This window comes from Comamonas sp. 14P8.1.4, assembly GCF_057799285.1.
On record NZ_JBYOKN010000001.1, the window covers coordinates 943219 to 969487 of the forward strand.

26 protein-coding genes are annotated in these 26269 nt (G+C 57.5%); 24 read left to right on the forward strand and 2 right to left on the reverse strand.

The annotated features are described in order from the left end of the window. The first annotated feature begins 12 nt into the window (after positions 1 to 12). From AC27VO_RS04390 to AC27VO_RS04495, 22 genes are all read left to right on the forward strand, one after another. Complete coding sequence (locus tag AC27VO_RS04390; protein WP_488665461.1) at positions 13 to 843, forward strand: tetratricopeptide repeat protein; 831 nt, start codon at positions 13 to 15, stop codon at positions 841 to 843. Beyond that, the gene (locus AC27VO_RS04395; RefSeq protein WP_488665462.1) at positions 836 to 1804 is read left to right on the forward strand and encodes a helix-turn-helix domain-containing protein; all 969 of its coding nucleotides are present in this window, start codon (positions 836 to 838) and stop codon (positions 1802 to 1804) included. Before AC27VO_RS04390 ends, AC27VO_RS04395 begins: the two co-directional genes overlap by 8 nt. 3 nt (positions 1805 to 1807) lie before the next feature. Beyond that, positions 1808 to 3079 carry a flavodoxin-dependent (E)-4-hydroxy-3-methylbut-2-enyl-diphosphate synthase gene (ispG, locus tag AC27VO_RS04400; RefSeq protein ID WP_488665463.1) on the forward strand — a complete coding sequence of 424 codons (1272 nt, stop codon included), beginning with the start codon at positions 1808 to 1810 and terminating at the stop codon, positions 3077 to 3079. Between the two features lie 159 nt (positions 3080 to 3238). Further along, a complete protein-coding gene (gene hisS, locus AC27VO_RS04405; RefSeq protein WP_488665547.1) occupies positions 3239 to 4501 on the forward strand; it encodes a histidine--tRNA ligase in 1263 nt (420 codons plus the stop codon). A gap of 18 nt (positions 4502 to 4519) precedes the next feature. Beyond that, positions 4520 to 5200 carry a YfgM family protein gene (locus AC27VO_RS04410; protein ID WP_488665464.1) on the forward strand — a complete coding sequence of 227 codons (681 nt, stop codon included), beginning with the start codon at positions 4520 to 4522 and terminating at the stop codon, positions 5198 to 5200. A 38-nt stretch (positions 5201 to 5238) separates the two neighbouring features. Then, on the forward strand, positions 5239 to 6366 hold the full coding sequence (bamB, locus tag AC27VO_RS04415; protein WP_488665465.1) for an outer membrane protein assembly factor BamB: 1128 nt from the start codon (positions 5239 to 5241) through the stop codon (positions 6364 to 6366). A gap of 13 nt (positions 6367 to 6379) precedes the next feature. Further along, the gene (gene der, locus AC27VO_RS04420; RefSeq protein WP_488665466.1) at positions 6380 to 7714 is read left to right on the forward strand and encodes a ribosome biogenesis GTPase Der; all 1335 of its coding nucleotides are present in this window, start codon (positions 6380 to 6382) and stop codon (positions 7712 to 7714) included. Between the two features lie 115 nt (positions 7715 to 7829). Then, entirely contained in the window at positions 7830 to 8084 is a 255-nt protein-coding gene (gene hfq, locus AC27VO_RS04425) for an RNA chaperone Hfq (protein ID WP_488665467.1), read from the forward strand. A gap of 55 nt (positions 8085 to 8139) precedes the next feature. Further along, positions 8140 to 9348 carry a GTPase HflX gene (gene hflX / locus AC27VO_RS04430; protein ID WP_488665468.1) on the forward strand — a complete coding sequence of 403 codons (1209 nt, stop codon included), beginning with the start codon at positions 8140 to 8142 and terminating at the stop codon, positions 9346 to 9348. A 70-nt stretch (positions 9349 to 9418) separates the two neighbouring features. Beyond that, positions 9419 to 10774: an FtsH protease activity modulator HflK gene (gene hflK, locus AC27VO_RS04435; RefSeq protein WP_488665469.1), complete on the forward strand. Its 1356-nt coding sequence runs from the start codon at positions 9419 to 9421 to the stop codon at positions 10772 to 10774. A gap of 11 nt (positions 10775 to 10785) precedes the next feature. After that, complete coding sequence (gene hflC, locus AC27VO_RS04440; RefSeq protein WP_488665470.1) at positions 10786 to 11676, forward strand: protease modulator HflC; 891 nt, start codon at positions 10786 to 10788, stop codon at positions 11674 to 11676. A gap of 42 nt (positions 11677 to 11718) precedes the next feature. Beyond that, complete coding sequence (locus AC27VO_RS04445; RefSeq protein WP_488665471.1) at positions 11719 to 11901, forward strand: DUF2065 domain-containing protein; 183 nt, start codon at positions 11719 to 11721, stop codon at positions 11899 to 11901. Positions 11902 to 12000: 99 nt separating this feature from the next. After that, positions 12001 to 13149, forward strand: coding sequence for an ATP phosphoribosyltransferase regulatory subunit (locus AC27VO_RS04450; protein WP_488665472.1), 1149 nt, complete (start codon positions 12001 to 12003; stop codon positions 13147 to 13149). A 30-nt stretch (positions 13150 to 13179) separates the two neighbouring features. After that, a complete protein-coding gene (locus AC27VO_RS04455) occupies positions 13180 to 14556 on the forward strand; it encodes an adenylosuccinate synthase (RefSeq protein WP_488665473.1) in 1377 nt (458 codons plus the stop codon). A 56-nt stretch (positions 14557 to 14612) separates the two neighbouring features. After that, entirely contained in the window at positions 14613 to 15137 is a 525-nt protein-coding gene (locus AC27VO_RS04460) for a phosphoribosyltransferase (RefSeq protein ID WP_488665474.1), read from the forward strand. Positions 15138 to 15355: 218 nt separating this feature from the next. Next, positions 15356 to 16192, forward strand: coding sequence for an EI24 domain-containing protein (locus tag AC27VO_RS04465; protein ID WP_488665475.1), 837 nt, complete (start codon positions 15356 to 15358; stop codon positions 16190 to 16192). Positions 16193 to 16469: 277 nt separating this feature from the next. After that, a complete protein-coding gene (gene glnA, locus AC27VO_RS04470) occupies positions 16470 to 17885 on the forward strand; it encodes a type I glutamate--ammonia ligase (RefSeq protein WP_488665476.1) in 1416 nt (471 codons plus the stop codon). Between the two features lie 197 nt (positions 17886 to 18082). After that, complete coding sequence (locus tag AC27VO_RS04475) at positions 18083 to 18586, forward strand: hypothetical protein (protein WP_488665548.1); 504 nt, start codon at positions 18083 to 18085, stop codon at positions 18584 to 18586. Positions 18587 to 18608: 22 nt separating this feature from the next. Continuing rightward, the gene (gene glnL, locus AC27VO_RS04480) at positions 18609 to 19682 is read left to right on the forward strand and encodes a nitrogen regulation protein NR(II) (RefSeq protein ID WP_488665477.1); all 1074 of its coding nucleotides are present in this window, start codon (positions 18609 to 18611) and stop codon (positions 19680 to 19682) included. A 45-nt stretch (positions 19683 to 19727) separates the two neighbouring features. Beyond that, the gene (gene ntrC, locus AC27VO_RS04485) at positions 19728 to 21254 is read left to right on the forward strand and encodes a nitrogen regulation protein NR(I) (protein ID WP_488665478.1); all 1527 of its coding nucleotides are present in this window, start codon (positions 19728 to 19730) and stop codon (positions 21252 to 21254) included. A 227-nt stretch (positions 21255 to 21481) separates the two neighbouring features. Further along, on the forward strand, positions 21482 to 22336 hold the full coding sequence (locus AC27VO_RS04490) for a hypothetical protein (protein ID WP_488665479.1): 855 nt from the start codon (positions 21482 to 21484) through the stop codon (positions 22334 to 22336). Positions 22337 to 22512: 176 nt separating this feature from the next. Beyond that, positions 22513 to 22851, forward strand: a complete 339-nt coding sequence (locus AC27VO_RS04495) for a MoaF-related domain-containing protein (RefSeq protein ID WP_488665480.1) — start codon at positions 22513 to 22515, stop codon at positions 22849 to 22851. 204 nt (positions 22852 to 23055) lie between these two features. Here AC27VO_RS04495 and AC27VO_RS04500 read toward each other — a convergent pair whose 3' ends face one another. Next, the gene (locus AC27VO_RS04500; RefSeq protein ID WP_488665481.1) at positions 23056 to 23865 is read right to left on the reverse strand and encodes an META domain-containing protein; all 810 of its coding nucleotides are present in this window, start codon (positions 23863 to 23865) and stop codon (positions 23056 to 23058) included. Between the two features lie 316 nt (positions 23866 to 24181). Between AC27VO_RS04500 and AC27VO_RS04505 the strand changes: the two genes are divergently transcribed. Further along, positions 24182 to 24730, forward strand: coding sequence for a DUF2242 domain-containing protein (locus AC27VO_RS04505; protein ID WP_488665549.1), 549 nt, complete (start codon positions 24182 to 24184; stop codon positions 24728 to 24730). Between the two features lie 44 nt (positions 24731 to 24774). Here AC27VO_RS04505 and AC27VO_RS04510 read toward each other — a convergent pair whose 3' ends face one another. After that, on the reverse strand, positions 24775 to 25653 hold the full coding sequence (locus AC27VO_RS04510; RefSeq protein ID WP_488665482.1) for a peptidoglycan DD-metalloendopeptidase family protein: 879 nt from the start codon (positions 25651 to 25653) through the stop codon (positions 24775 to 24777). A 164-nt stretch (positions 25654 to 25817) separates the two neighbouring features. On the opposite strand from AC27VO_RS04510, the gene AC27VO_RS04515 reads away from it, so the two are divergent. Further along, positions 25818 to 26195, forward strand: a complete 378-nt coding sequence (locus tag AC27VO_RS04515) for an oxidoreductase (protein WP_488665483.1) — start codon at positions 25818 to 25820, stop codon at positions 26193 to 26195. The last annotated feature ends 74 nt before the right edge of the window (positions 26196 to 26269 follow it).

The following is a 26269-nucleotide window of genomic DNA, read 5'->3' on the forward strand; positions in this document are numbered from 1 at the left end:
GCGAGGATGTGCATGCCAACACCATTCGTTTCCCTGAAGCAGTTCTTGAGCAAGGCTTGCCGGGCCATGGGAGGGGTGGTGATTGCATCCGTGGTGGTGGGTTGTGCCGCACCAGGTGGTTCGGTGGCGCCAGAAGCGATTCCTGGTTCAGCGGCAGAAACCGAAGTGCACCGCTTGGCAAAAACACGCCTGCAACTGGCGGCCCTGCACTTTGAAGAAGGCCGTGCAGAGGTGGCATTGGGTGAGGTGGCCCAAGCGCTGCAAGCTTACCCCCGTTATGTGGATGCCTACAACCTCAAAGGTTGGATCCATATGAGCTTGCAGGATTACAAAGCGGCAAATGAAAGCTTTGTGCAAGCGCTTTCCCTGCGCCCGGGCGATGCTGACGCTTTGTACAACCTGGGCTGGCTGCAATGCCAGCAAAAGCAGTTCGCTCTGGCTGAGCGCAACTTGGATGCAGCCTTGGCTGCGCCGCGTACCAGTGGGCAGCCGGTCTCTCGCATCTGGCTGGCCAAGGGCGTTTGCCTGCGCAACGCAGGGCAACTGGATGCAGCCTTGCAGGCGCTGGAAAAGGCCCATGAAATAGATCCAGGCAACCCTGCGGTTGCCTACAATTTTGCAGATGCGCTGCAGGCCCAGGGTAAGGCCGAGCGTGCGCAGTTTTATGTGCGTCGCGTCAACAACGGTCAGTGGGCTTCTGCGCAATCGCTTTGGTTGGGAATCAAAGTGGAGCGCAGCCTGGGTGACCGCGTAGCGATGCGACAGTTGGCTGATCAATTACATAAGCGATTCCCTGATTCCAAGGAATGGCAACGGTTTGAGCGGGGAGCTTTTGATGACTGAGGTGGTAGTGGATAGCGCGGATCAACAGCGCAGCAGCAACGCAACGACGCAGCCAGCCAATGGTGGTGCTGGCCAGTTGTTGCGCCAGGCGCGTGAGCAGCAGCAGATGTCGGTGCAGAGCGTGGCAGCCACGCTGAAAGTGCCGGTCTACAAACTGCAGGCGCTGGAGGAAGACCGCTGGGATGTGTTGACTGACTCGGTCTTTACGCGTTCTTTGGCGTTGAGCGTGTGCCGTTTGCTGCACATCGCGCCAGAGCCCGTGCTGGCGGGTTTGCCCAGGCACGAAGCGGCCAAGCTGGCATCCAACCCCGAAGGGATCAATGCACCGTTTAAAGAGAAGACGCTGCGCTCGTTGATGTCCTCGTCGCAAGACAACGGCTCCGGCAATGCGGTCAAAGTGGTTGCGGCGCTGCTGATTGCCGTGGCGGGCGGCGCAGGCTTGTACTTCTTGCCACAGTGGCAGTCGGGAGACGATGCGGTGGTGGCGGCCGGTGCAGCGAATGCTGACGAGCCTTTGTTCATGCCCCAGGTGCAGACTGGCCCAGAAGCGCCAGCCGCAGATGAAGCACCTGCGGATGCTGCACCTGCCCCCGTTGTGGAAAAGCCTGCGGTGGTAGAAGCAACCCCTGTGGTGAGCGCAGCGCCCACCGCCGAGGCGGCGTCTCCCGCTCCATCCGCGATCGCCTCTACCGCCCCTGCAGCGCCTGCTGCGGGCGTGGGTGCTCCGGCTTTGCGCTTCACTGCAGCAGGTGAAACCTGGGTGCAGGTGCGTGATGTGCACAACCAGGTGGTGATGGAAAAGATTTTGAAGGCCGGTGACGTTTTGGAAGAAGCGCCTGCTGGTCGACCACTTCAGGTGGTGGTGGGCAATGCCAGTGCCACCACGCTGGAGATTGATGGCGTTGCATTGGATTTGACCAGTTCGGCCAAAAACAATGTGGCCCGATTCGAGGTGAAGTAACAAGTGTCTGACAACACATTCCAGGCGTCGCCCATCGCGATTGCCGCACCGCTGCCCCGCAAGAGCCGTCAGGCTCGTGTGGTGTGGCGCAACAACGTGGTCACCGTGGGGGGTGATGCACCCGTGCGTGTGCAATCCATGACCAATACCGACACCGTGGACGCCGTTGAGACGGCGATTCAGGTGCGCCAGCTGGCGCAAGCAGGTTCGGAGATGGTGCGTATCACCGTGAATACGCCGGAGGCCGCAGCGGCCGTTCCCTATATCCGTGAGCAGCTCGACCGCATGGGCGAGTATGTGCCGCTGGTGGGGGACTTCCACTACAACGGCCACCGTTTGTTGACGGACTACCCGGAATGTGCGCAGGCGCTGTCCAAATACCGCATCAATCCCGGCAACGTGGGCAAGGGCGATAAAAAAGACAAGCAGTTCGGCCAGATGATCGAAATTGCTGCCAAGTACGACAAGGCGGTGCGCATTGGTGTGAACTGGGGCTCGCTCGACCAGGAGATCATGGCCGAGCTGATGGATCAGAACTCCAAGCGTGCCACGCCTTGGCAGACACGCCAGGTGATGTATGAGGCGTTGATTACCTCGGCCATCAGCTCTGCAGAGCTGGCCAAGAACATTGGCTTGAACCCCGACAACATCATCTTGTCGTGCAAGGTCAGCGGTGTGCAGGATTTGATCTCGGTGTACCGCGAACTGGCGCGTCGCTGCGATTACGCATTGCACCTGGGTTTGACCGAAGCCGGTATGGGTACGAAGGGCACCGTGGCTTCAGCGGTAGCGCTGTCGGTGCTGTTGCAAGAAGGCATTGGCGACACCATTCGCGTCTCGCTCACGCCCCAGCCTGGTGAAGCGCGCACGCAAGAAGTCGTGGTGGCTTCTGAAATTTTGCAGGCCTTGGGCCTGCGTGTGTTTGTGCCCAGCGTGACGGCTTGCCCTGGTTGCGGCCGCACCACCAGCACCACCTTCCAGGAACTGGCCAAGCAAATTGATGACTACCTGCGTGGTCAAATGCCCGTGTGGCGCATGAAGTACCCAGGCGTGGAAGCGATGAAAGTGGCCGTGATGGGCTGCATCGTCAACGGCCCTGGTGAGAGCAAGCACGCCGATATCGGCATCAGTTTGCCGGGCAACGGCGAAGCGCCCGCAGCGCCCGTCTTCATTGATGGCGAAAAAGCCATGACGCTGCGCGGCGAAGGCATTGCGCAAGAATTCCAAGGCATTGTCGAGTCCTACGTGCAACGCCGCTGGGGCCAGGGTGCTTAATAAAACAATAGCTGCTAGCGTTTGTTAAACAATGCTTTGCGTTATAAAAGTATTTGAAAACCGCGCTAGATAAGCGCAAGCAGCTCTTATTTTTACGGCTGCACATTTGGTGAGATCTCAGAAGTGGCAAAGACCGAAAAACTCTCCGCCGTCAAAGGCATGAACGACATTCTTCCCGCCGACTCCGTGCGTTGGGAATGGCTGGAAGCGCAGGTGCGCGACCTGATGGGCCGCTTTGCCTACCGCAATGTGCGCACCCCCATCGTCGAGCATACGCAGCTGTTTGTGCGCGGCATTGGCGAGGTGACCGACATCGTTGAAAAGGAGATGTACTCCTTTGAAGACAAGCTCAACGGTGAGCGCCTGACGCTGCGCCCCGAAGGCACAGCCAGCCTGGTGCGTGCCACCATCGAAAACAATTTGCTGTACGACGGCGGCAAGCGCATGTGGTACATGGGCCCCATGTTCCGCCACGAGCGCCCACAGCGCGGCCGCTATCGCCAGTTCCACCAGATCGGTGCCGAAGCCCTGGGCTTTGCCGGCCCTGACGTGGATGCCGAGCTGATCTTGCTGGCTGTGGCGTTGTGGAAGCGCCTGGGCCTGACCCAGTGGCGCCTGGAAATCAACAGCCTGGGCCAACCTGAAGAGCGCAAGGCTCACCGCGAAGCGCTGATTGCCTACCTGGAACAGCACACCGATGTGATGGACGAGGAAGCCAAGCGCCGCATGTACAGCAACCCGCTGCGCGTGCTGGATACCAAGAACCCTGCCATGCAGGAGATGGTGAACGCTGCGCCCAAGCTGCTGGATTACCTGGGCGAAGCCTCGCTGGCGCACTTTGATGGCCTCAAAGCCATCTTGGACGCCAATGGCGTGCCTTGGACGGTCAATCCCCGTCTGGTGCGTGGACTGGACTACTACAACCTGTCGGTGTTCGAGTTCGTCACCGACTTGCTGGGCTCACAAGGTACGATTTGTGCCGGCGGCCGCTACGACTACCTGATCGAGCAAGTGGGCGGCAAGCCTGCGCCTGCCGTGGGTTGGGCGCTGGGTGTGGAGCGTGTGCTGGAGCTGGTCAAAGAGCTGGGCACCGAAATCCCCGATCCTCAGCTGGATGTGTATGCCATCGTGCCTGACGCATCGGCCATACCTGTGGTGCTGCGCACACTGACACAGCTGCGTGAAGCGGGCGTGCGTGCACAGATGCACACCGCTGGGGCTGAAGGCATGGGCTCGATGAAGTCGCAGTTCAAGAAAGCCGATGCATCAGGCGCACGTTTTGCCCTGATTTTTGGTGGTGACGAACTGGCGCAAGGCAAGGTCACGGTCAAGTCGCTGCGCGACGGCCAAGGTGGCGAGCAAGTGCAGCAATCGCTCACCGAAGTGGCGGGTTGGGCACACACCCTACAATTGAACGCTTAATTTGTAACGACACCAGATATGGCAACGCATCTCGACCTCGAAGAACAAGAGCAACTTGATCAGATCAAGCACTTCTGGAACAAGTGGGGTACCCCCATCACCGGCGTGGCTGTCGTGATCATGGCGGGTTTTGCCGCTTGGAATGGCTGGCAGTTCTGGCAGCAGCGCCAGGCGCAGCAAGCATCGGCCATGGCTGATGTGGTGGCAACCGCCGTTGAAAGCGGTGACCAGGCCCGCGTGACCCAGGCTTTTGACGCCGTGAAGGCAGATTACAAGGGGACGCTGCAAGCTGGCCACGCCGCTTTGCTGGTGGCGCAATCGGCGGTGAACGGCGGCAAGCTGCCAGAAGCCAAGGCTGCCTTGCAATGGGCGGTAGACAACACCAAGGACGAGGGCTACCAGGCCACGGCCAAGCTGCGCTTGGCAGCCGTGCTGATGGAAGAAAAAGACTTGGATGCAGCGGCAGCACTGCTGCGCACCAGCTTTCCTGCAGAGTTCAAGGGCCTGGCCGCAGACCGCCTGGGCGATGTGCTGCAGCAGCAAGGCAAGGCAGGTGAAGCAGTGGCAGCCTACCAGGATGCCTGGAAGCTGCTGGATGCGCAATTGGATTACCGCGCGCTGGTGGGCTTTAAGCTCAATGCACTGGGCGTAGCTACTTCTGAATCTGGCTCAGCGAATTCGACGGAGACAACTAAGTGAATCACAGCGCACAACAACATCAAGGTTCTCGTTTTTGGATGACTGCTCAACGCACTGTGCTGGCCGCAGCCTTGGTGACAGCCTTGGGCGGTTGTGCGTGGTTTGGCTCCAGCAAGGCGGCCAAGCCCGCCGACCTGGGCCCCAATGTGGTGAATCTGCCTGTGCGCCAAGCGTGGAAGCTGAACATTCCTGCGGTCAAAGATTTGAATTTGCGCGCCCAGGTTCAGGGTGACAACGTGGTGGTGGCCGCTGCTGACGGTACGGTGGTGAGTGTGAATGCGGCCAATGGCCGTGAAAACTGGCGTGCTCAGGCCGGAAAAAACTTGCAAACCGGTGTGGGTGCTGATGGCCGTATGGCCGCGGTGGTGACCACAGGCAATGAGCTGGTCATGTTGGAGGCGGGATCCAAGCTGTGGAGCGCCAAGCTGAGTGCATCGGCATTTACTGCGCCCTTGGTGGCCGGTGGCCGCGTGTTCGTGCTGACGGCAGACCGTTCCGTATCGGCCTTTGATGCCGAAAACGGCGCACGGCTGTGGACGCAAAAACGCGAAGGCGAGCCGTTGGTCCTGCGCCAGCAGGGCGTGCTCATGCCCTATGGCAATACCTTGCTGGCTGGTTTGTCCGGCCGCCTGGTGGCATTGAACCCCGATAACGGTAACGTGGAGTGGGAAGCCCCCTTGGCATCGCCACGCGGTACCAATGATGTGGAACGCCTGGTTGACTTGGTTGGCCCCGCCAGCCGCGTGGCCAATGCCGTGTGTGCCCGTGCCTTCCAGTCTTCTGTGGGTTGCGTGGATGCCAATGCAGGCCGTACAGGCTGGGCACAAACTGCCAAGGGAGCAGTGGGAATTGCTGCTGATGCAGAGTACGTGTTTGGCACGGAAAGCAATGGCATCGTGCAGGCTTGGAATATGGCCGACGGCGAAAAGCGTTGGTCGGTGGATCGTTTTCAGCACCGCAAGCTGACCGCACCACTGGTGCTGGGTCGTGCGGTGGTAACTGCGGATGAGTCGGGGTTGGTGCATATGCTGTCCAGAAAAGACGGCTCGCACCTGAATCGACTGACAACAGATGGAACTGGTGTGGCTGTGGCACCAGTGGTGGCTGCCGATACGTTGGTGGTTGTGACACGCGGTGGTGGCATTTACGGCTTCCGCCCGGATTGACAGAATTTTTCGAATGAAGCCAGTTATTGCCCTCGTCGGGCGGCCCAATGTGGGCAAATCAACCTTGTTTAACCGACTGACAAAGTCACGCGATGCAATCGTTGCTGACTTTGCTGGGTTGACGCGCGACCGCCATTACGGCCAGGGGCGCCAAGGTAAGCACGAGTACATCGTGATTGACACGGGTGGTTTTGAGCCCGATGCATCCAAGGGCATCTTCAAGGAGATGGCCAAGCAAACCCGCCAGGCGGTCGCCGAGGCCGATGTGGTGGTGTTTGTGGTGGATGCGCGCGATGGCTTGTCCGCCCAAGATCACGATATCGGTAATTACCTGCGTCGCTTGGGTAAGCCTTGCTTGTTGGTTGCCAACAAAGCGGAAGGCATGAAAGCCGGAGCACAACTTTCTGAGTTCTTTGAGTTGGGCTTGGGAGAGGTGTATCCCGTTTCTGCTGCGCACGGCCAGGGCGTGAAAGACATGGTGGAGCTGGCGCTGGCACCTTTGCAGTTGCAAGTGCCAGAAGAAGAAACCATTGAAGATGTCGAAGCACGGCCTGTGCGTTTGGCTTTGGCGGGGCGCCCGAATGCCGGCAAATCGACACTGATCAATACATGGCTGGGTGAAGAGCGCCTGGTAGCGTTCGATATGCCAGGCACTACGCGGGATGCGATTTCGGTGCCGTTTGAGCGCAATGGTCAAAAGTTCGAGTTGATCGATACTGCAGGTTTGCGCCGCAAAGGTCGCGTGTTTGAAGCTATTGAGAAATTCTCGGTGGTCAAGACCTTGCAGGCGATCGAAGACGCCAACGTGGTGGTCGTGCTGATCGACGCCACCGAAGGCGTGACAGACCAGGATGCGCACATTGCAGGCTATGTCTTGGAAAGTGGCCGTGCGGTCGTCGTGGCCGTGAACAAATGGGATGCTGTGGACGACTACCAGCGCCAACTGGTGGAGCGCGCCATCGAAACCCGTTTGGGCTTCCTGAAGTTTGCTGCCTTGCACTTTATCTCGGCCACCAAGCGCCAAGGCTTGGGGCCGCTGTGGGCATCCATCGTGCAGGCGCACAAGGCGGCCACCTGCAAAATGCCGACACCCGTGCTCACACGGGTGCTCATGGAGGCTGTGCAGTATCAAACACCTAAGAAGGTGGGAGCTTATCGACCTAAGCCGCGTTATGCGCACCAAGGCGGTATGAATCCTCCCGTGATCGTGGTGCACGGAAATTCCGTGGAGCACATTACGGATGCTTACCGGCGCTTCTTGGAAGGGCGTTTCCGCAAAGAGTTTGATCTGGTTGGAACACCCTTGCGTATTGAGTTCAAGACTTCCCACAATCCCTATACCGACTGAGGCGGGAAGCCATCACCACAGCGTTTGTGTGAACGAATCCCGCAGGGAAAAATGCACAGAAGCGGCTGTGGTAAGGTGTCGGTTTACAACAACATTTCCGAACACGGAGAATATCGTGAGCAATAAAGGCCAACTCCTGCAAGATCCTTTCCTGAACGCATTGCGCCGTGAGCATGTGCCCGTTTCCATTTACTTGGTCAACGGCATCAAGCTGCAAGGTCAGATCGAATCTTTCGACCAATACGTGGTGTTGCTGCGCAATACAGTGACACAGATGGTCTACAAGCACGCCATCTCCACCATCGTTCCCGGCCGCGCCGTGAACTTCAACATGGCAGAAGGCAACGACAACGAGGCAGCAGCCGCTTGAAATTGTTGACTTATCCCTTCCCTGTGCAGCAGTACGGGGCAGGGGAGGTGCTGGTATGAGCGCAAACGCCAGTTCCTCCCCCAACGCGACCCCTGTCGTTTTGGTCGGCGTTGATTTTGGTCTTCCACACTTCGACAACGAGCTTGAAGAATTGGGTTTGCTGGCACAGACGGCTGGCTTACACCCTGTGGCACGCATTACCTGCAAGCGCAAAGCACCCGATGCAGCACTGTTTATCGGCAGCGGCAAGGCGGATGAAATCCGAATGCTGGCGCAGATGCATGGTGCGCGTGAAGTACTGTTTGATCAGGCGTTGAGTCCTGCGCAGCAGCGAAATCTAGAGCGCCATATGGAGATGCCCGTCAACGACCGCACGTTGTTGATCCTGGAAATCTTCGCTCAACGCGCGCGCAGCCACGAAGGTAAGTTGCAAGTTGAACTGGCACGCTTGCAGTACGTCAGTACCCGCTTGGTGCGTCGCTGGACCCACTTGGAGCGTCAGATGGGCGGTATTGGTGGGCGTGGTGGTCCTGGTGAAAAGCAAATTGAGCTGGACCGCCGCATGATTGCGGACGCCATCAAGCGCACCAAAGACAAGCTGCAAAAAGTCAAAAAACAGCGGCAAACCCAGCGCCGTCAGCGTGAGCGCCGGGATGTTTTTAACATCTCCTTGGTGGGTTACACCAATGCTGGGAAATCCACGTTGTTCAACGCCTTGGTGAAGGCGCGTGCATATGCCGCGGACCAACTGTTTGCTACCCTGGATACCACGACCCGCCAGCTGTATTTGACAGAAGCAGGTATGTCGGTGTCGCTGTCCGATACGGTGGGCTTCATTCGCGACCTTCCGCACGGGCTGGTGGAAGCATTCCAGGCAACGCTGCAGGAGGCGGTAGACGCCGACCTTTTGCTGCACGTGGTGGATGCTTCCAATGAAACTTTTCCGGAGCAGATGGATCAAGTGCGCAAGGTGCTTGGTGAAATCGATGCCCTGGGAATTCCGCAGGTGCTGGTGTTCAACAAGCTAGATGCATTGCCAGAAGCGCGTACGCCTGCACTGCTGCAAGATACTTATGAGGTTGACGGGGTCGCTGTTCCCCGTGTCTTTGTCAGTGCGCGCAGTGGTCAAGGGCTGCCGCAGCTGCGCCAGATTTTGGCGGATGCCGCCATCGCAGCACGCAATGCACCCGACGAAGGGGCGGTGCAAGGCGGTGAGGATGATCTACTGTCTGGCCTAATGTCCCCTGAAGACTACGACGATTGAGCAAAGTGCCCACCCAACATTTGGGCACAATGCAATATGGTCCATAGCTATACCAATTGAGACTTTTCGCATGAATTTCCTGAATCGCGCCCATCGCTGGGCAGTGCTGCCAGAACGCTTGCGGGGTATGTTCAATCTGAATGATCCCCGCTGGGGTCGTGGAGAGGACAACAAGGCAGGGGAGGGCGAGCAGCGCCCGGATTCTGATCGTCCCACTCCGCCGCCTTCATCCCACCAACCTTCACGTGGACAGAACCACCAGGCGGGCCAGCCGCCCGATCTGGATGAGTTGTGGCGCGACCTCAATCGCAAGTTGTCAGGCTTGTTTGGCGGAAAGCCCCCACAGGGGCCTCGTGGTAGCAATGGCTCGCAGCCTGAAATGAAAGGCGCAGGCATTGGCGTTGGTGTGATCGCTGGCATTGCGGTGCTGATCTGGCTGGGAACTGGCTTCTTCATCGTGCAAGAAGGTCAGCAGGCGGTGATTACGCAGTTTGGCAAGTACCACTCTACGGTGGGTGCGGGCTTTAACTGGCGTGTGCCTTATCCGGTTCAAAACCACGAGCTGGTTTATGTGTCGCAAATCCGTTCGGTGGATGTGGGGCGCGACACCATCATCAAGAGCACAGGGTTGCGTGAGTCAGCCATGCTGACGGAAGACGAGAACATCGTTGAAATCAAGTTTGCGGTGCAGTATCGATTGAGCGATGCCCGTGCTTGGCTGTTCGAGAGCAAGAACCCCGATGTGGCTGTCGTGCAAGCGGCGGAAACAGCGGTGCGTGAAGTCGTGGGCAAAATGAAGATGGACACCGCTCTGGCTGAAGAGCGTGACCAGATTGCGCCCCGGGTCCGTGATTTGATGCAAACCATTCTGGATCGCTACAAGGTGGGTGTAGAGGTGGTCGGCATCAATATGCAGCAAGGTGGTGTGCGTCCTCCTGAGCAGGTGCAAGCAGCGTTTGATGATGTGCTCAAGGCCGGTCAGGAACGCGAGCGTGCCAAGAACGAAGCACAAGCGTATGCCAACGACGTGATTCCACGCGCAACCGGTACCGCGGCGCGTTTGAAGGAAGAGGCTGACGCCTATCGTGAGCGTATTGCTGCGCAGGCAGAAGGTGATGCACAGCGATTCAGCTCTTTGGTGGCTGAGTACAAAAAAGCACCCCAGGTGACCCGCGACCGTCTCTACACAGAAACTATGCAAGAGGTCTACAGCAATGTGACCAAGGTCCTGGTGGATTCCAAGAGCGGCTCCAATTTGCTGTATTTGCCATTGGACAAAATCATGCAAAGTGCAGGTGCTGCCGCGCAGCCACCGCATGAAACCACTGCACGTACACAAACGCAAAACGGTGTGACTGTGGTGCCTGCAACCCCTGTTGATTCTCGCGTACGTGATGCACGTTCGCGCGAACGCGATTCCCGCTGAGGAGATCTGTTGTGAACAGAGTTGGATTTATTGCCTCTAGCTTTCTGGTGCTGCTCGCGTTGCTGAGCTCCATGCTCTTTGTCGTCGACCAGCGCCAATTTGGCGTGGTCTATGCCTTGGGGCAGATCAAGAGCGTGATTACAGAGCCGGGATTGAACTTCAAGCTTCCGCCACCTTTTCAGAATGTGCGCTACATCGACAAGCGTTTGTTGACACTCGACAGCACAGACACCGAGCCCATGCTGACCGCTGAAAAACAGCGTGTGGTGATCGACTGGTATGTGCGCTGGCGCATCAGTGACCCATCGGAATACATCCGTAATGTGGGTCTGGATGAAAGTGCCGGCTCCATGCAGCTGAACCGTGTGGTGCGCAATGCTTTCCAGGAAGAAGTGAACAAGCGCACCGTGCGCGAGTTGCTCTCTAGCAAGCGCGATACCCTGATGGCCGATGTCAAGCAAGAGGTGCTGAATGCGGTGACTGCTGGTAAGCCATGGGGCGTGGATGTGGTGGATGTGCGTATTACCCGTGTGGATTACGCAGAGACCATCACTGAGTCGGTTTATCGTCGTATGGAAGCCGAGCGCAAGCGCGTGGCCAACGAGCTGCGCTCGACTGGTGCTGCCGAAGGCGAGAAGATTCGCGCGGAGGCAGATCGTCAGCGTGAAATTACGGTGGCCAATGCCTACCGTGATGCACAGAAGATCAAGGGCGAGGGGGATGCGCAAGCTGCAAAGACGTATGCGGAATCCTTTGGTCAAGACCCACAATTTGCCAAGTTCTATCGCAGCCTGGAAGCTTACAAATCCAGCTTTGCGAACAAGGGGGACGTGGTGGTGGTGGATCCCAACAGCTCGGACTTCTTCAAGTCCTACCGCAGCAGCGGCTCCAATAGCAACTGACTAGGGCTTCCCTAGTCCTGAAGACCAAGGTCAGCACACCATATGGAAACAGAAGTTTCTTGGTGGGCAGCCTTGGCTTTGCTGTTGGTGTTGGAAGGTCTTTTCCCTTTTATTTCGCCCAAAGGCTGGCGAGAAATGTTTACCCAGCTGCTGGCCCTGCGTGACGGTCAGATTCGCTTTGTAGGCCTGCTGTGTATCGCAGTCGGTCTGGTCCTGCTGTGGTAGCTTAAATAACGTGTCTCATGTCTAGGCCTTAAGCCTTTGCTAGGGCAAGGCTTCGATAGCCGATAGAATCACGTTTTTAACAGCCTCCCCCTTTTTTCCATGTCCGCTTGGGTCCTGCCGGATCACATCGCCGATGTTTTGCCCTCAGAGGCACGGCACATCGAAGAGTTGCGTCGAGGTTTACTCGATACGGCACGCAGCTATGGGTATGAGTTGGTCATGCCTCCGCTCTTGGAGTATTTGGAATCTTTGCTCACAGGCACTGGTGAAGCACTGAACCTGCAGACTTTCAAGCTGGTTGACCAAATTTCAGGGCGTTCCCTTGGTTTGCGCGCTGATATGACGCAGCAGGTGGCTCGGATTGATGCGCATTTGCTCAATCGCCAGGGTGTGACGCGTCTGTGTTACTGCGGCCCCGTGCTGCACGCAGCCCCTGATCGTCCACGTGCCACGCGCGAACCCTTGCAGTTTGGCGCTGAAATCTACGGTCATGCAGGCCCTGAGGCCGATGTGGAAGCGCTGAGCTTGGCATTGGCATGCGTGCAGGGTGCAGGCCTGAGTGGCTTTACTGTGGATCTGGGTGATGTCCGCATCGCACGCAGCTTGTTGGCTGGTGTGGTGGCAGATGCCAGCGTGCTGCAGAAGGTGCATGCGGCGCTGGCTGCCAAAGACGCGACCGAGCTGGCGGCGCTGACCCAACATTTCCCCCAGACTGCGCGTGAAGGTTTGCAAGCTTTGTTGCAGCTGTATGGCGATGTCTGCGTACTGGATGAGGCGGAGAAGGCTTTGGCCGGTATTCCCGGCACACAACATGTGTTGCACCACCTGAAATGGTTTGCGGCGCAGTTTCCTCAAGCTCAAGTGACATTCGATCTGGCGGATGTCCGTGGCTACTCTTACTACAGCGGTACACGCTTTGCCGTTTATGTTCCCGGAGCCAGCGATGCGCTGGTGCGTGGTGGGCGTTACGATGAAGTGGGTGCTGTTTTTGGACGCAACCGCCCTGCGGCGGGCTTCTCGCTGGACATCAAGCAATTGGTGTCGGTGGTGCCATCGCGTCCGCTGCGGGCGGCCATCCGCGCTCCCTGGGGCAGCGATACACAACTGAGTCTGGCCATTGCGCAATTGCGCGCACAAGGCGAAACCGTGGTCTGTGTGCTTCCCGGGCATGAGAGCGAGGTGGACGAATTCCACTGCGACCGAGCACTGGTGCAAAGCGCCGGGCAATGGGTCGTGCAAGCCGTTTAAGGCATTTTTCAATTCATCGGATTTGAGATTATGAAAGCAACCAAAGGTCGCAACGTGGTCGTCGTCGGTACCCAATGGGGCGACGAAGGCAAGGGTAAATTGGTCGATTGGTTGACCGAAAGCGCGCAAGGCGTGGTGCGCTTCCAAGGCGGCCACAATGCAGGTCACACCCTGGTGATCAACGGCGTGAAAACGGCGCTGCACCTGATTCCCAGCGGCATCATGCGCCCTGGCGTGAAGTGCTACATCGGCAACGGTGTGGTGCTGTCGGTGGGCAAGCTGTTTGAAGAAATCGAAGGCCTGGAAAAGGCGGGCGTGCAAGTGCGTGACCGTTTGCGCGTGTCCGAAGCTTGCCCCTTGATCTTGCCTTTCCACCAAGCGCTGGACCTGGCCCGTGAAGCCGCCCGTGAACAAGGTGGCGTGCAAAAGATTGGCACGACCGGCAAGGGTATTGGCCCTTCTTACGAAGACAAGATCGCTCGCCGTGCACTGCGCGTGCAGGATTTGAAGCACCCAGAGCGTTTTGCGACCAAGCTGCGCGAGCTGCTGAACCTGCACAACCACATTTTGGTGAATGTGCTGGGCTCCAAGAAGTTTGACTTCGGTGCCCAACTGTCGGCCTACATGAAGGACGGCGAAGTGCAGTTTGACGCGGTGTACGACGAAGCCATGCGCCATGCTGAGCTGCTCAAGCCCATGATCGCCGACGTTTCGCGTGAGTTGAACGACGCCCACGCCGAAGGCGCCAACCTGCTGTTTGAAGGTGCACAAGGCACATTGCTGGATGTGGACCACGGCACTTATCCCTACGTCACATCGTCCAACTGCGTGGCAGGTAATGCTGCCGCTGGCGCAGGCGTGGGCCCCGGTCTGCTGCACTACATCCTGGGTATCACCAAGGCGTACTGCACCCGCGTGGGTGGTGGCCCCTTCCCGACAGAACTGGAATGGGAAAAGGAAGGTACACCTGGTTGGATCATGTCCACCGTGGGTGCTGAAAAAGGTGTAACCACCGGCCGTTCGCGCCGTTGCGGTTGGTTTGATGCCGCGCTGCTCAAGCGCTCGGCACAGATCAATGGTCTGTCGGGCCTGTGCATCACCAAGCTGGACGTGCTGGACGGCATTGAAGAGTTGCAGCTGTGCGTGGGCTACGAGCTTGATGGCGAAAAGATCGACATCCTGCCTCTGGGCGCAGATGACATCGAGCGTTGCAAACCTATCTATGAAGCGATTCCCGGTTGGACCGATTCGACCGTGGGCGTGGTGGACTACAACAAGCTGCCCGTTAACGCGCAGCGTTACCTGCAGCGCATCGAAGAAGTGACCGGCGTGCCGATCGCGATGGTTTCGACCAGCCCTGACCGTGCGCACACCATCCTGATGCAAAACCCTTACGCAGCTGCTTAAGTGCTTCTGCCTTTTTAAACACGCTCCTTGCGAAGACATTGAGACAGGACACACACATGTTGACTGAAGACGGCAAGCACCTGTACGTCAGCTACGACGAATACCACGGCTTGATTGAGAAGCTGGCGCTGAAGATTCACCAGTCCGGCTGGGAATTCGACACCATCCTGTGCCTGGCACGTGGTGGCCTCCGCCCCGGTGACATTTTGAGCCGTATTTTCGACAAGCCTTTGGCCATCATGTCCACCAGTTCCTACCGTGCGGAAGCCGGTAAGGTGCAGGGGCATCTGGACATCGGTCGCTTCATTGCGACCCCAAAGGGTGAAATCGCTGGCCGCGTGCTGCTGGTGGATGACTTGGCCGACACAGGCGTGACGTTGAACGCCGTGGTCAAGCGCCTGAAGGAAAACTACGAGCCCATCACCGAATTGCGCACTGCCGTGATCTGGACCAAGGGTGTCTCGAACTTCAAGGCAGACTACTCGGTGGAAGACCTGCCGACCAATCCTTGGATTCACCAGCCTTTCGAGGGCTATGACAACCTGAATGCTGAAAAGCTGATGGAAAAGTGGAAGCTGTAATCCAGCTTGTCACCTCAAAAAAAGGAGCCCTGTAGGCTCCTTTTTTTATGGCGAAAATTCATAAATAAGAGCAGCTTGCGCTTGCAACTTGGTCACTTCAAACCAAAAAACATCTGAAATCTATGAATACAGAGCGCTAAGCGCTCTTGTTTTTTATGAACTGCCGCGCGGCAGGGCTTTGTCTGGGCATGCGGGGCGGCTTCGTTATGCTGGCGGGCATGCAAATGATCTTGGATGCGCTGTGGCGCGCAATGGCCGATTGCCTGCGGGGCAGGGTGATTGCGTGGTCCTTATTCCCGCTGTTGCTGCTAATGCTGATGGTGGCTTTGGTGGGGCTTTTCTGGTGGGATGGAGCCGTCACGACCGTGCAGTCTTGGCTGGAGCGGGCCAGCTGGCTGCAATGGCTGTGGGGCTGGATGGGCACGGCCACAGCAACGGCCAGTGCCGTGGCCGCTGCTGTTGTGGTGGTGCTGGTACTCAGCCCCATTCTGGTCATGCTGGCGCTGGCTGTGGTGGCGGTGGTGATGACGCCCAAGATGGTGGAGCTGGTGGCGCAGCGGCGCTTTCCCCATTTGCAGCGCAAGCAGGGCGGTGGCTGGGTGAGCAGTGCACTGTGGGCCTCGGGCTCTACAACGGTGGCGCTGCTGGCTTTGGTGCTGTCGGTGCCGCTGTGGCTGGTGCCGCCTTTGATTTTGGTGTTGCCGCCGCTGATCTGGGGTTGGCTCACCTACCGCGTCATGACGTTTGATGCCTTGGCCGAGCACGCCAGCAAAGCAGAGCGGCAAGCCATTTTTAAAGTGCACCGTTACCGCCTCATTGTGATGGGGCTGGTATGTGGCTACATCGGCGCAGCGCCCAGCATTGTGTGGGCTTCCGGTATCGTCTTTGCGGCGGCCTTTTGGGTACTGATTCCTATAGCCGTATGGATTTACGCCTTGGTGCTGGCCTTCTCTTCCCTGTGGTTTGCCCACTACGGGTTGGCGGCGCTCTACAGCTTGCGCGGTGAGGCAGCAGATGCGGCTGGGCAGGTGCCGACGCTCCCTGAAGCAAGGTAAAGTGCAGCCTGTTGCCAATATTGGTGCAGCGCTGTATGTGTATGTGGGTGTGCACCAATGTGGTGAGTGTGCTGTAACTAAAATGGTGCAAAAAAAGCGGGGCCGCTGAATCCCTTCTTTTGTGCACCAAATTGGTGAATTATTGATCTGTGCATGAAGCTATGAATTTCATGGCCTTATGCTTTTGAAAGTGGATGGATGTGGTTGGTGCAAGCTGGCACATAAAGTGCTTGCCTAACGACGTACTTTCTATGAAGCGCTTTTCCAGGAGAACCTGATGGCTAAGACCGTTGCAGACGTGATGAACATGGTGAAGGAGAACGAAGTCAAGTTTGTTGACTTCCGCTTCACCGATACCCGCGGCAAAGAACAGCACGTGACCGTGCCTGTGTCGCACTTCGACGAAGACAAGTTCACTTCGGGCCACGCATTTGATGGTTCTTCCATCGCTGGCTGGAAGGGTATCGAAGCGTCGGACATGCAACTGATGCCCGATCCCGCGACCGCCAACATCGACCCCTTCTTTGAAGAAACCACACTGATTTTGCAGTGCGATGTGATCGAACCCGGTGATGGCAAGGCCTATGACCGCGACCCACGTTCCGTGGCAAAGCGCGCTGAAGCCTATCTGAAGGCTTCCGGCCTGGGCGATACCGCTTACTTTGGTCCAGAACCCGAATTCTTCATCTTCGACGGCGTGCGTTGGGGTACTGAGCCTCACAACCCCTTCTTCGAAATCGAAGAATACGAAGCACCTTGGAACACGGGCACCAAGTTTGAAGGCGGCAACCGTGGCCACCGCCCACGCGTCAAGGGTGGTTACTTTCCTGTGCCTCCCGTCGACAGCACGCAAGACATGCGCGCTGAAATGTCCCTGATCCTCGAATCGCTGGGTATTCCTGTCGAAGTGTTCCACCACGAAGTGGCTGGCGCTGGCCAAAACGAAATCGGCACACGTTTCTCGACCCTGGTTGAGCGTGCTGACTGGACACAGCTGCAAAAGTACGTGATCTGGAACGTGGCGAACACCTACGGCAAGACCGCGACTTTCATGCCCAAGCCTTACGCTGGCGACAACGGCTCTGGCATGCACGTGCACCAGTCTGTGTGGAAAGACGGCAAGAACCTGTTCGCAGGCGACGGCTATGCTGGCCTGTCTGACTTCGCGCTGTACTACATCGGCGGCATCATCAAGCACGCACGTGCACTGAACGCCATCACCAACCCTGGTACCAACTCGTACAAGCGTCTGGTGCCCGGCTTTGAAGCGCCTGTGAAGCTGGCTTACTCGGCCAAGAACCGTTCCGCTTCCATCCGTATTCCTTACGTGAGCAACCCCAAGGGTCGCCGCGTGGAAGCCCGCTTCCCTGATCCACTGATGAACCCCTACCTGGGCTTTGCTGCCCTGCTGATGGCGGGTCTGGACGGCGTGGAAAACAAGATTCACCCCGGCGAAGCTGCGACCAAGGATCTGTACCACCTGCCTCCAGAAGAAGACAAGTTGGTGCCAACTGTCTGCCACAGCTTGGATCAAGCGTTGGAAGCATTGGACAAGGACCGCGCGTTCCTGACCAAGGGTGGTGTGTTCTCCGACAGCATGATCGATGCCTATATCGAACTGAAGATGGGCGAAGTGACTCGCTTCCGTCAGGCTGTGCACCCTGTCGAATACGACATGTACTACTCGCTGTAATGTGTGAAGGCTGTGCCTGCTCAGGCAGGCACAGTTCGCATCAGCAAAAAGGCAGTCCATGGGCTGCCTTTTTTTGTAGGAAAGATGCTGCGCCCAAGTCGGAAAAAGCAAGGACAAGCTGTACAGGGCATTGCAAAATGCATCCATACCGTATGCCTGAAGGCATGTACGGCCCACGCTTGGATGGAGGCATGAAAATGAGTCGATGGATTGGGATGGTGAGCTGTTGTGTACTCGGCAGTGCGTTGCAAACAGCGGCCTTGGCGCAAGATCGCATTTACCGCTGCGGCAATGAATACACCAACAGTGCGAGCATTGCCAAGCAGCGCAATTGCCAGGTGGTGGATGGCGGGCATGTCACCGTGGTGCATACCGGTGGAGCCAGTGGGGCTGCCAAGACGCCCAGTGCAGAAGCAAAACCTGCCAGCAGCAATCGTGCAACGCAGGTTGATGCCAACCAGCAAAAGGCACGTGACAACGATGCGCGCGCCATTTTGCAGGGTGAGTTGAATAAAGCGCAGGACAAATTGAATGCGCTCAAAGCAGAGTACAACGAGGGCAATCCCACCAAGACCGCGTTGGAGCTACGCAATCCGCAGGTTTTTAATGAACGCGTGGAAGCGTTGAAGAACAATATTTCTCGGCAGGAAGCCGATGTGGCCGGTATTCAGCGCGAGCTTGCGCGCCATACCGGCGGATGATCTTTTAGAAAGCTAGTGTTTCATGGCGTTTGACACCTCCAGCCTCGCACAGCGTTTTGCTGCTTTGGATTTTCTCTCCACCTTGGCGGTGGTGGTGGATGCACAAGGGGCTGTTGTTTTTGCCAATTCGGCGCTGGAGAGTGCGGTGGGCATGTCGCGCCGCATGCTGGAGGGGGCAGAATTTGCCCAGTATCTGTCGGCCCCAGCGCTTTTGAGGACAGGTTTGAGCTCGGCGGACAGGCAAAGCTATGCGGCCATGAGCTTTGATACCGGCCTGCAGCGTACGGTGCAAGAGCCACTGTTTGTACACGTGACCGTGACGGCCATTGAGCACACAGACTTGCGGCTGATTGAGTTGTGGGTGCTGGAGCAGCAGGCGCGCCAAGATCGTGAAGAACGCTTGGTGGAGCAAGCCCAGGCCAATAAAGAGCTGGTCCGTAATTTGGCGCATGAGATCAAGAACCCGCTCGGAGGCATTCGGGGGGCGGCGCAGTTACTGGAGATGGATCTGGAGAGCAAGGAGCTGCGCGAGTACACCCAGGTCATCATCCACGAGGCCGATCGGCTGCAAAGTTTGGTGGACCGGCTGCTAGCGCCGCACCGCCACCCTCACCAGCTGGTGGATTTGAATATCCATGAGGTGTGTGAGCGCGTGCGCTCCCTGGTGTTGCTGGAATATCCGCAGGGATTGAAGATTCGCCGAGACTACGACACCTCCATCCCCGAGTTCAAGGGTGATCGCGCACAGCTGATTCAAGCGCTGCTCAATATTGTTCAAAACGCTGCGCAGGTGCTGGCGGAGAGGGTAAGCAGTGGCGAGGCAGAGATCACACTGCGTACGCGGGTGGCACGGCAGGTGACAATTGGACGCCAGCGCCACAGACTGGCATTGGAATTGCATGTCATTGACAACGGCCCCGGCGTGCCAGATCACATCAAGGAGCGGATTTTCTATCCGCTGGTGACTGGCAGGGATGGTGGTTCGGGCTTGGGGCTACCACTGGCGCAGACATTTGTTCAGCGCCATCATGGCCTTATCGAATGTGAAAGCATGCCCGGGCGTACAGATTTTCGAATCCTCATCCCGCTGCCCTAAATCCGGGGACTCTCAAGAACAAGCAACGGAAGGTAAACACCGCATATGAAGCCGATCTGGATAGTAGATGACGACCCCTCGATCCGCTTTGTCCTGGAGAAAGCGCTGGCTCGTGAAAACCTCGACACCCGCAGCTTTAGCAATCCACGTGAAGTACTTTCCGCATTGGCTGATTTGCCTGAAGGCGACCCCGCGCAGCTAGGTCCCCGCGTTTTGGTGAGTGATATTCGCATGCCTGGTGGCTCAGGCTTGCAATTGCTCGAAGAGCTGCATGCCAAGCAGCCCGATTTGCCTGTCATCATCATGACGGCCTATTCGGATCTGGACAGTGCAGTGTCTGCGTTCCAGCGCGGGGCTTTTGAATATTTGCCCAAGCCCTTTGATTTGCCCAAGGCGGTTGAATTGATTCGCCGCGCGGTGGAAGAGAGTGAGCGCGAGCAGGTCGCGGAAGAGCGCCAGACCGTCATGCCCGAGATGCTGGGGCAAGCGCCTGCCATGCAGGATGTGTTTCGTGCGATTGGCCGTTTAAGCCAAAGCGCAGTCACCGTGCTGATTACGGGGGAGTCCGGGTCGGGCAAAGAACTGGTGGCCCGTGCGTTGCACAAGCACTCCCCGGTTTCTGGCGGTCCTTTTGTCGCCATCAACACGGCAGCTATTCCCAAAGATCTGCTGGAGTCTGAGCTTTTTGGGCATGAGCGCGGTGCTTTTACGGGGGCGCAAACCCAGCGCCGTGGCCGATTTGAGCAGGCGGAAGGCGGCACGCTGTTTCTCGATGAAATCGGCGATATGCCATTTGATTTGCAAACGCGACTGCTGCGTGTTCTGTCGGATGGGCAGTTTTACCGTGTGGGCGGCCACACTGCAGTCAAAAGTAATGTGCGAGTGATTGCGGCCACGCATCAAAACTTGGAGCAGCGCGTCAAAGATGGCGTCTTCCGTGAGGATTTGTTCCACCGCCTGAACGTGATTCGTTTGCGCTTGCCGTCGCTGCGTGAGCGCGCTGAAGATGTGCCGGTGCTGGTCAAGTATTTCTTGCAGCGCAGCGCCAAGCAGCTGGGTGTCGAGCCCAAACGCATTTCGGAGGCAGCTTTGCAGCGTTTGTCGCAGTTCAGCTTCCCGGGCAATGTGCGCCAGTTGGAAAATATCTGCCACTGGTTGACGGTGATGGCCCCCGCGCAGCAAATCTCTGTGCAGGATTTGCCCCCAGAAGTGCTGGGTGGTGCGTCGGATACGTTGCCTGCGACGGCAGGTGCTGTAGGCGCTGTCGCTGCCGTTGCGCCTGAACCGGTGTTGGCGCAGCCCTTGGCTTTGCCAGTGGCGGCGCTACCAAGCGAGAGCTCTGGCAATACGCCTGCGTGGGAGGTGCTGCTGGAGGCTGAAGCCCGCAAACTCTTGCAAAGCGATTGCAAAGAGGTGTGGGACGTGTTGAGCCAACGCTTTGAATCCAGCTTGATTACGACCGCTTTGGGGCTCACCCATGGCAAGCGCATGGAAGCCGCATTGCGCTTGGGCATAGGCCGTAACACCATCACTCGAAAAATTCAGGAGTTGGGTTTAGATGGCGCGGACTAAGCGCTGTTGAAAATTAAGCGCCCAGTGCGCTTGGTAAAGGAAGTAAGGACATATGCATGCATATGTCCTTTTTTTACGTTCGAGAGGGTTGCGGTTTAGGTGGAACGTCCTACAAGCACCGGCTGTCTATGCCGACTGTCGGATTTGGCACAGTTTTTGACAATTTCAACCAAGAGCAAACCCGTTTTTTGTAGAGGTTTGCGGTGTTTTTTGGATGGTTGAATTGCATGGTGCCTTCTCTTTACATCTCACATTCCGGTGATGTGACAACGCATTTAGGGGCGTTGGCTGGCCTGTCCTCCATGGATGTGCCAGAGCTGGCTGCTGACATTCAAATGCGGATGGTTTCGGAGCAGGAAGATGCCTACTGGCATGTGCACTTTGCGCAAGAGCCCTACTACGTTGCAGGGCGGGGCTACGATCAGTACAAGCCCGCGTATGAGTTGGGTTGGCGCTGGGCCTTGCAGCATCCCGATGCTGGTTTTACGGATTTTGCGAAAGAGCTGGAGTTGCTGTGGGCCGCCTGCAGTGCCACCAGCTTGCTGCCGTGGCGTGAGGTGCACCTGGCGGTCAGAGATGCTTGGGAACACGCCAGTCTGCAAATGCAAAAAATGCAGCAATATGCCCCCGCAGTCTGGCATGGCCGCGACGTGGCAGGGTCGCTACTTCCCCTGTACAAGGGCTGCCAGTCGCTGGTCAATGAGCTGGAGCGCATGCGCACAGCCCCGATGGATGACTTCGCAGCGCAGGTGATGGCACGCCACATTGTGTTGTTGCAAAGCTTTGTGCAAGCGTTAGATCCTTGGTGTGAGGCTGATGCGCAGCCATTGCGCATAGGCCAGCCATGGCTGCAGCACTTGCATTTTCAGTGGGTCAAATTCAAATTCAGTTTGTCTGAGTGGGCACCTGCACAGGTGTTTGAAGTGTGCGAACAGCGCGAACGCAGCTTGCTCTCGTCCTACCAGCGGGTATTGCGTAAAAGCTTGCCTGTCGATGTGAAAGCCTTGCTGGTACAGCAGATGAAAGGCTTGCAGTGCAACTTCGACAAGCTGTGCTTGGTGCGATATCAGCAGTCTTTTTAAGCGGGCACTTCGCACAAGTGCTCGTGACAACGGCCTTTCAACCTATCCCCATTTACGCTGGAGTGATTGCTTGATCTTGGGTCATATTCCCACAGGCGTGCAGCAGGCAGGCATTGAACAATTCACCCCATGGTCACTGAATGATTCAGTGCTGCAGAGAAATGAAGGGGTATCGAATGACAATGCATTACACAGGCGCCTTGTTGGGTCGGGAAGCTGTGATTCAATTTCCAGAAAGTACGGCGCAGGTGAGCTATTCCGCACGCGGTGATTTGATGTGGCGCGTCACTGACAAGAATGGCAATGTCACGCAAGGCCATGAGCGACTCAGTTATCTGCAGCTGTCGGACACCTTGCACTTCCTGAACTGGATTGAAAAAACAGGGTTCACGGTCAGCCAGATCATCGATACAGAAAATGGCAAGGTGAAGGCCTTCTGGTCGTACGCTGATGAGCTGAGTGAGCGTGGTCACCGTGCTTCGATGTTTGTTGATGGAACGTTTCGTTTCGTGTAATTGACCCCAGGCATCTGCATGTCCTGTATTGCCTGAGATTTAAGCAATGGCTGCAAACGCAGGCGGGACTTGGGTTTGCGCACTTGTTCATGAGGTTGTCCACAGCTGGACCCACAGATGTTGGGTACAACTCTGACCTCATAAAAAGCCCTTGCCAATGCGCAAGGGCTTTTTGCTGGATCACGTTAGCGCAGCACTGCGCACTTAGCGCACGATTTCACTCTCAACGGCCAGATCCAGCACGTCCACATACTTGGAGGCCCCTGCTGGGGCAGGGTTGCGCGTGAACCGCTTGATGCGCAGGACATTGCGCACGCTGGGGTGGTGCTGGTAGCCATCAATCGCTCCGAGGTAGGTAAACCATGGGCCGACCGACTGCTTGATGCCCTGTTCGCTGTATTGAACCTCACGTGCCTGCAGGCACTGACCGCCAGGCATCAAAGCTGAGTTGCAGGCCACTTTCTGCGGAGCAATTTCCAAGAAAATGCGCTCACTGCGGCCATACAGGGTTTCGTGGGTGGGGGTGCCGGTGAACCGCCATGTTGAACCATCTGCAAACTGCAATGCCAATACGGGGTTGGCCGTGCCTGTGATGTCCCATGTGCGGGCTTGAGACAGTTGTTGGGCTACGTTTTTTTCCAACTGCATCAGCGCGGTATCTGCGCAGGCCATCATGGTGGAGGCAACGCGTGAGATGTGGATTTGCTGGCCCTGTGTGGTGTAGCCGCCGTGCACGAGGTTGCACAGGCGATCCACGCTGACCCCTTGGCCTTCAGTGAAGCGTAAGCCCACGATGCGTGCTGGGCTGCTGTCGGTGGATGGGAGCTGCCACTGGGTATCTGCTGCACCTTGGGCGTTCAGTGCGCTTTGCAATTGCCAGTGGTGAGACTGCAAGCTGGGGCGCGTGCCTGTGGATGGCGCTGCTGTGGATAAATCAGCCGAATGCGTGGTGCAACCTAGCAAGAACGATGCACCAAGCGCGCAGGCGCTTCCCATGGATTTCAAGGACAACATGTCGCAATCACCTCCCTGATATATGTGTGAAATACACGGTCATTCAAGCATGTGAGAGAAAGGCCTGCAGGCAAGGCGAAATAGCACTTTGCCATTTTGTGGGGGTGTCGCTTTGATGTGGGCGCTGGCTATGCCGGCAAGCACTTTGCCATGGTCGAAGTGCGTCAATGGAAGTAGCTATAAAATCGTGAGCGATACGTTGCACGTGGTGCAGCGCTTCAGTTCTGGGTACACAATCACAGGTTTCGTGGAAGCAGTCATGTCCAAATTTTTCGCTGGCAATTCGGCTCATCGGGTAGTGTGTGCGTTCTCTGTGATGGGCATGGCTGTGCTGTTGACCGCCTGCGGCGGTTTGGGTAAGAAGTCCACTTCGGAAACCATGCCCCAGGTGGAAGAGAAATTCGGTTCGGCGGCCACCTATTCACGCTTGTTTGACGCAACACCAGCGCAAACCTGTGAGGCTGCACGCCGCGCATTGCTGAGCCAGGGGTACATCATCAACAAGGCCGACAAAGAGGTGGTGGAAGGACAAAAAAGCTTTCAGCCACAGTCGGATCGCCATGTGCAGATGAATATTCGCGTGACCTGCGTCCCGGAAAGCGGGGATGGCTCGCTCAGCATGGGCTTTGTGAGTGCTTTGCAAGATAGCTTTGCCCTCAAGATGGCCAGCAATTCGGCCAGCCTGGGTGTGAGCATGCTGGGAACGGTTTCGGTGCCCGTGGCGGCTGGGCATGACTCGATGATCAAAATCGGCAGCGAAACAGTGGCCAGTGGCCAGTTCTACGACAGCTTCTTTGATCTGATGCGCCGCTATCTGCTGATCGACACCCCGCAAGACACCGTGGGTGGCAGCAAGCGCAAGTAAATGGCATAGCTGCTAACGCTTGCGTGGCAAGCGTTAGCCCAGGATTAGGCGAGAAACAACGCCGGGTCCACCATGGTGCGGTTGAGCATCACCCCCCAGTGCAAATGTGGCCCCGTGACACGGCCCGTGGCCCCGACTTTGCAAAAGGCTTGTCCGGTGGACAGTACATCTCCAACCTTGCATTGCGTGCTGGAGAGGTGGCAGTACATGGTCAGCAGGCCACAGCCGTGGTCCAGCCAGACGGTTCCACCGTTGAAGAAATAATCCCCGGTATCCACCACCTTGCCAGGCAAAGGGGCCACGATGGGCGTGCCTGTGGCTGCGGCGATGTCCATGCCGCTGTGGGGATTGCGTGACTGCCCATTGAAAACGCGGCGCAGGCCAAAGCTGCTGGATCGTCGCCCCGGGCAAGGCTGGCGCATGGGTAGCGCAGACAACTCGGGGGCTGGCATGCTAAAGAGCGCCATGATGGTTTGCTGGTGCGCACGCTCACGCTCATGGCGGGCCAGATCTTTGGCTGCCAGATCTACCGTCTTGGGGGCGACCTTGAGGCTTTGCTCCGCATAGGCCTGATCGTGCACCGTGTAGTCCAGCGATTGCATGCCGTCGTCATTGCGCACGGTGACGGTGTGCACGCCCAGTTTGGCGGACAGCGGAATGCCCACCAGTGCGGTCCACTCAATCATGTCCCCCACGACCAGAACCGGAATGCCTTCAGCGGTGGTGACTTTGGGGGTGACAGAGGACGGGCCCAGTGACAGGCGGGCCACCCCACCAGGCACGCGGCGGTCCAGCGGGAACACGGAGCCTTCCGTGGCGGCGGGCGCGGCCCAGGCCGGCAGTGCTGCACAGGCGCCGAGTTGGGCCATAGCGGCAAGATATTGGCGACGCTGCATATGAAATTCCGTAGTTCCGATTGGCATCCCTGCATTGTGGCGTGCTGCAGCCGTGCTGGCACGTCAGAAGGCGACTTGTGCCGCTTGCGGAGTCCTTGACGTGGCGCAGAAAGCGCGGCGGTGCGCGCGATGACACTCTGCCCCTGTTGCGCGCGGTATGGGCGCGGCGTATTTATGGAAGGAATGGATCAATGCAAGCATTTCGCATCGTCATGATTGGTGCTGGTGAAACCGGTGCCCCGCTGCTGCAGCAGCTGTTGGATGCCCCCTTTGTGCAGCTGCTGGGGGTGGCGGATTTGAATCTGGAGCTGCCCGGCATCACCCTGGCGCGCCAGCACGGTGTTCCTGTGACGCAGAACTTCATGGAACTGCTGGGGCAGGGGGCGGGCGTGGACATCATCATTGATGTGACCGGTGCGGCCAAGGTGCGTGAGCAGCTGCGCCAGTACATGGTGGACTCCCGCAATACACACACCGTGATCATGCATGAGCGGATTGCGCTGCTGATGATGTCGCTGTCCGCTGGGGCCTTGGTGGATGGCAAGCATGGGGTGCAAACATACGCCTAGGCATGCAAAAGCATAGCTTTCAGCCTAGTCTGTATAAGCGTTAGAGGCTTTTTTCTTGTGTAATAAAAAAAGGC

Bases quoted from the DNA above. Each gene is read 5' to 3' on its own strand.
- AC27VO_RS04495 (WP_488665480.1), top strand. From the start codon at position 22,513: ATGACAATGCATTACACAGGCGCCTTGTTGGGTCGGGAAGCTGTGATT.
- ntrC (WP_488665478.1), top strand. From the start codon at position 19,728: ATGAAGCCGATCTGGATAGTAGATGACGACCCCTCGATCCGCTTTGTC.
- AC27VO_RS04460 (WP_488665474.1), top strand. From the start codon at position 14,613: ATGTTGACTGAAGACGGCAAGCACCTGTACGTCAGCTACGACGAATAC.
- AC27VO_RS04475 (WP_488665548.1), top strand. From the start codon at position 18,083: ATGAGTCGATGGATTGGGATGGTGAGCTGTTGTGTACTCGGCAGTGCG.
- AC27VO_RS04465 (WP_488665475.1), top strand. From the start codon at position 15,356: ATGCAAATGATCTTGGATGCGCTGTGGCGCGCAATGGCCGATTGCCTG.
- AC27VO_RS04410 (WP_488665464.1), top strand. From the start codon at position 4,520: ATGGCAACGCATCTCGACCTCGAAGAACAAGAGCAACTTGATCAGATC.
- AC27VO_RS04390 (WP_488665461.1), top strand. From the start codon at position 13: ATGCCAACACCATTCGTTTCCCTGAAGCAGTTCTTGAGCAAGGCTTGC.
- AC27VO_RS04395 (WP_488665462.1), top strand. From the start codon at position 836: ATGACTGAGGTGGTAGTGGATAGCGCGGATCAACAGCGCAGCAGCAAC.
- AC27VO_RS04450 (WP_488665472.1), top strand. From the start codon at position 12,001: ATGTCCGCTTGGGTCCTGCCGGATCACATCGCCGATGTTTTGCCCTCA.
- AC27VO_RS04500 (WP_488665481.1), bottom strand. From the start codon at position 23,865: ATGTTGTCCTTGAAATCCATGGGAAGCGCCTGCGCGCTTGGTGCATCG.
- glnA (WP_488665476.1), top strand. From the start codon at position 16,470: ATGGCTAAGACCGTTGCAGACGTGATGAACATGGTGAAGGAGAACGAA.
- AC27VO_RS04510 (WP_488665482.1), bottom strand. From the start codon at position 25,653: ATGCCAATCGGAACTACGGAATTTCATATGCAGCGTCGCCAATATCTT.
- AC27VO_RS04490 (WP_488665479.1), top strand. From the start codon at position 21,482: ATGGTGCCTTCTCTTTACATCTCACATTCCGGTGATGTGACAACGCAT.
- hisS (WP_488665547.1), top strand. From the start codon at position 3,239: ATGAACGACATTCTTCCCGCCGACTCCGTGCGTTGGGAATGGCTGGAA.
- hflX (WP_488665468.1), top strand. From the start codon at position 8,140: ATGAGCGCAAACGCCAGTTCCTCCCCCAACGCGACCCCTGTCGTTTTG.
- hflK (WP_488665469.1), top strand. From the start codon at position 9,419: ATGAATTTCCTGAATCGCGCCCATCGCTGGGCAGTGCTGCCAGAACGC.
- AC27VO_RS04515 (WP_488665483.1), top strand. From the start codon at position 25,818: ATGCAAGCATTTCGCATCGTCATGATTGGTGCTGGTGAAACCGGTGCC.
- der (WP_488665466.1), top strand. From the start codon at position 6,380: ATGAAGCCAGTTATTGCCCTCGTCGGGCGGCCCAATGTGGGCAAATCA.
- AC27VO_RS04445 (WP_488665471.1), top strand. From the start codon at position 11,719: ATGGAAACAGAAGTTTCTTGGTGGGCAGCCTTGGCTTTGCTGTTGGTG.
- glnL (WP_488665477.1), top strand. From the start codon at position 18,609: ATGGCGTTTGACACCTCCAGCCTCGCACAGCGTTTTGCTGCTTTGGAT.
- AC27VO_RS04505 (WP_488665549.1), top strand. From the start codon at position 24,182: ATGGGCATGGCTGTGCTGTTGACCGCCTGCGGCGGTTTGGGTAAGAAG.
- AC27VO_RS04455 (WP_488665473.1), top strand. From the start codon at position 13,180: ATGAAAGCAACCAAAGGTCGCAACGTGGTCGTCGTCGGTACCCAATGG.
- bamB (WP_488665465.1), top strand. From the start codon at position 5,239: ATGACTGCTCAACGCACTGTGCTGGCCGCAGCCTTGGTGACAGCCTTG.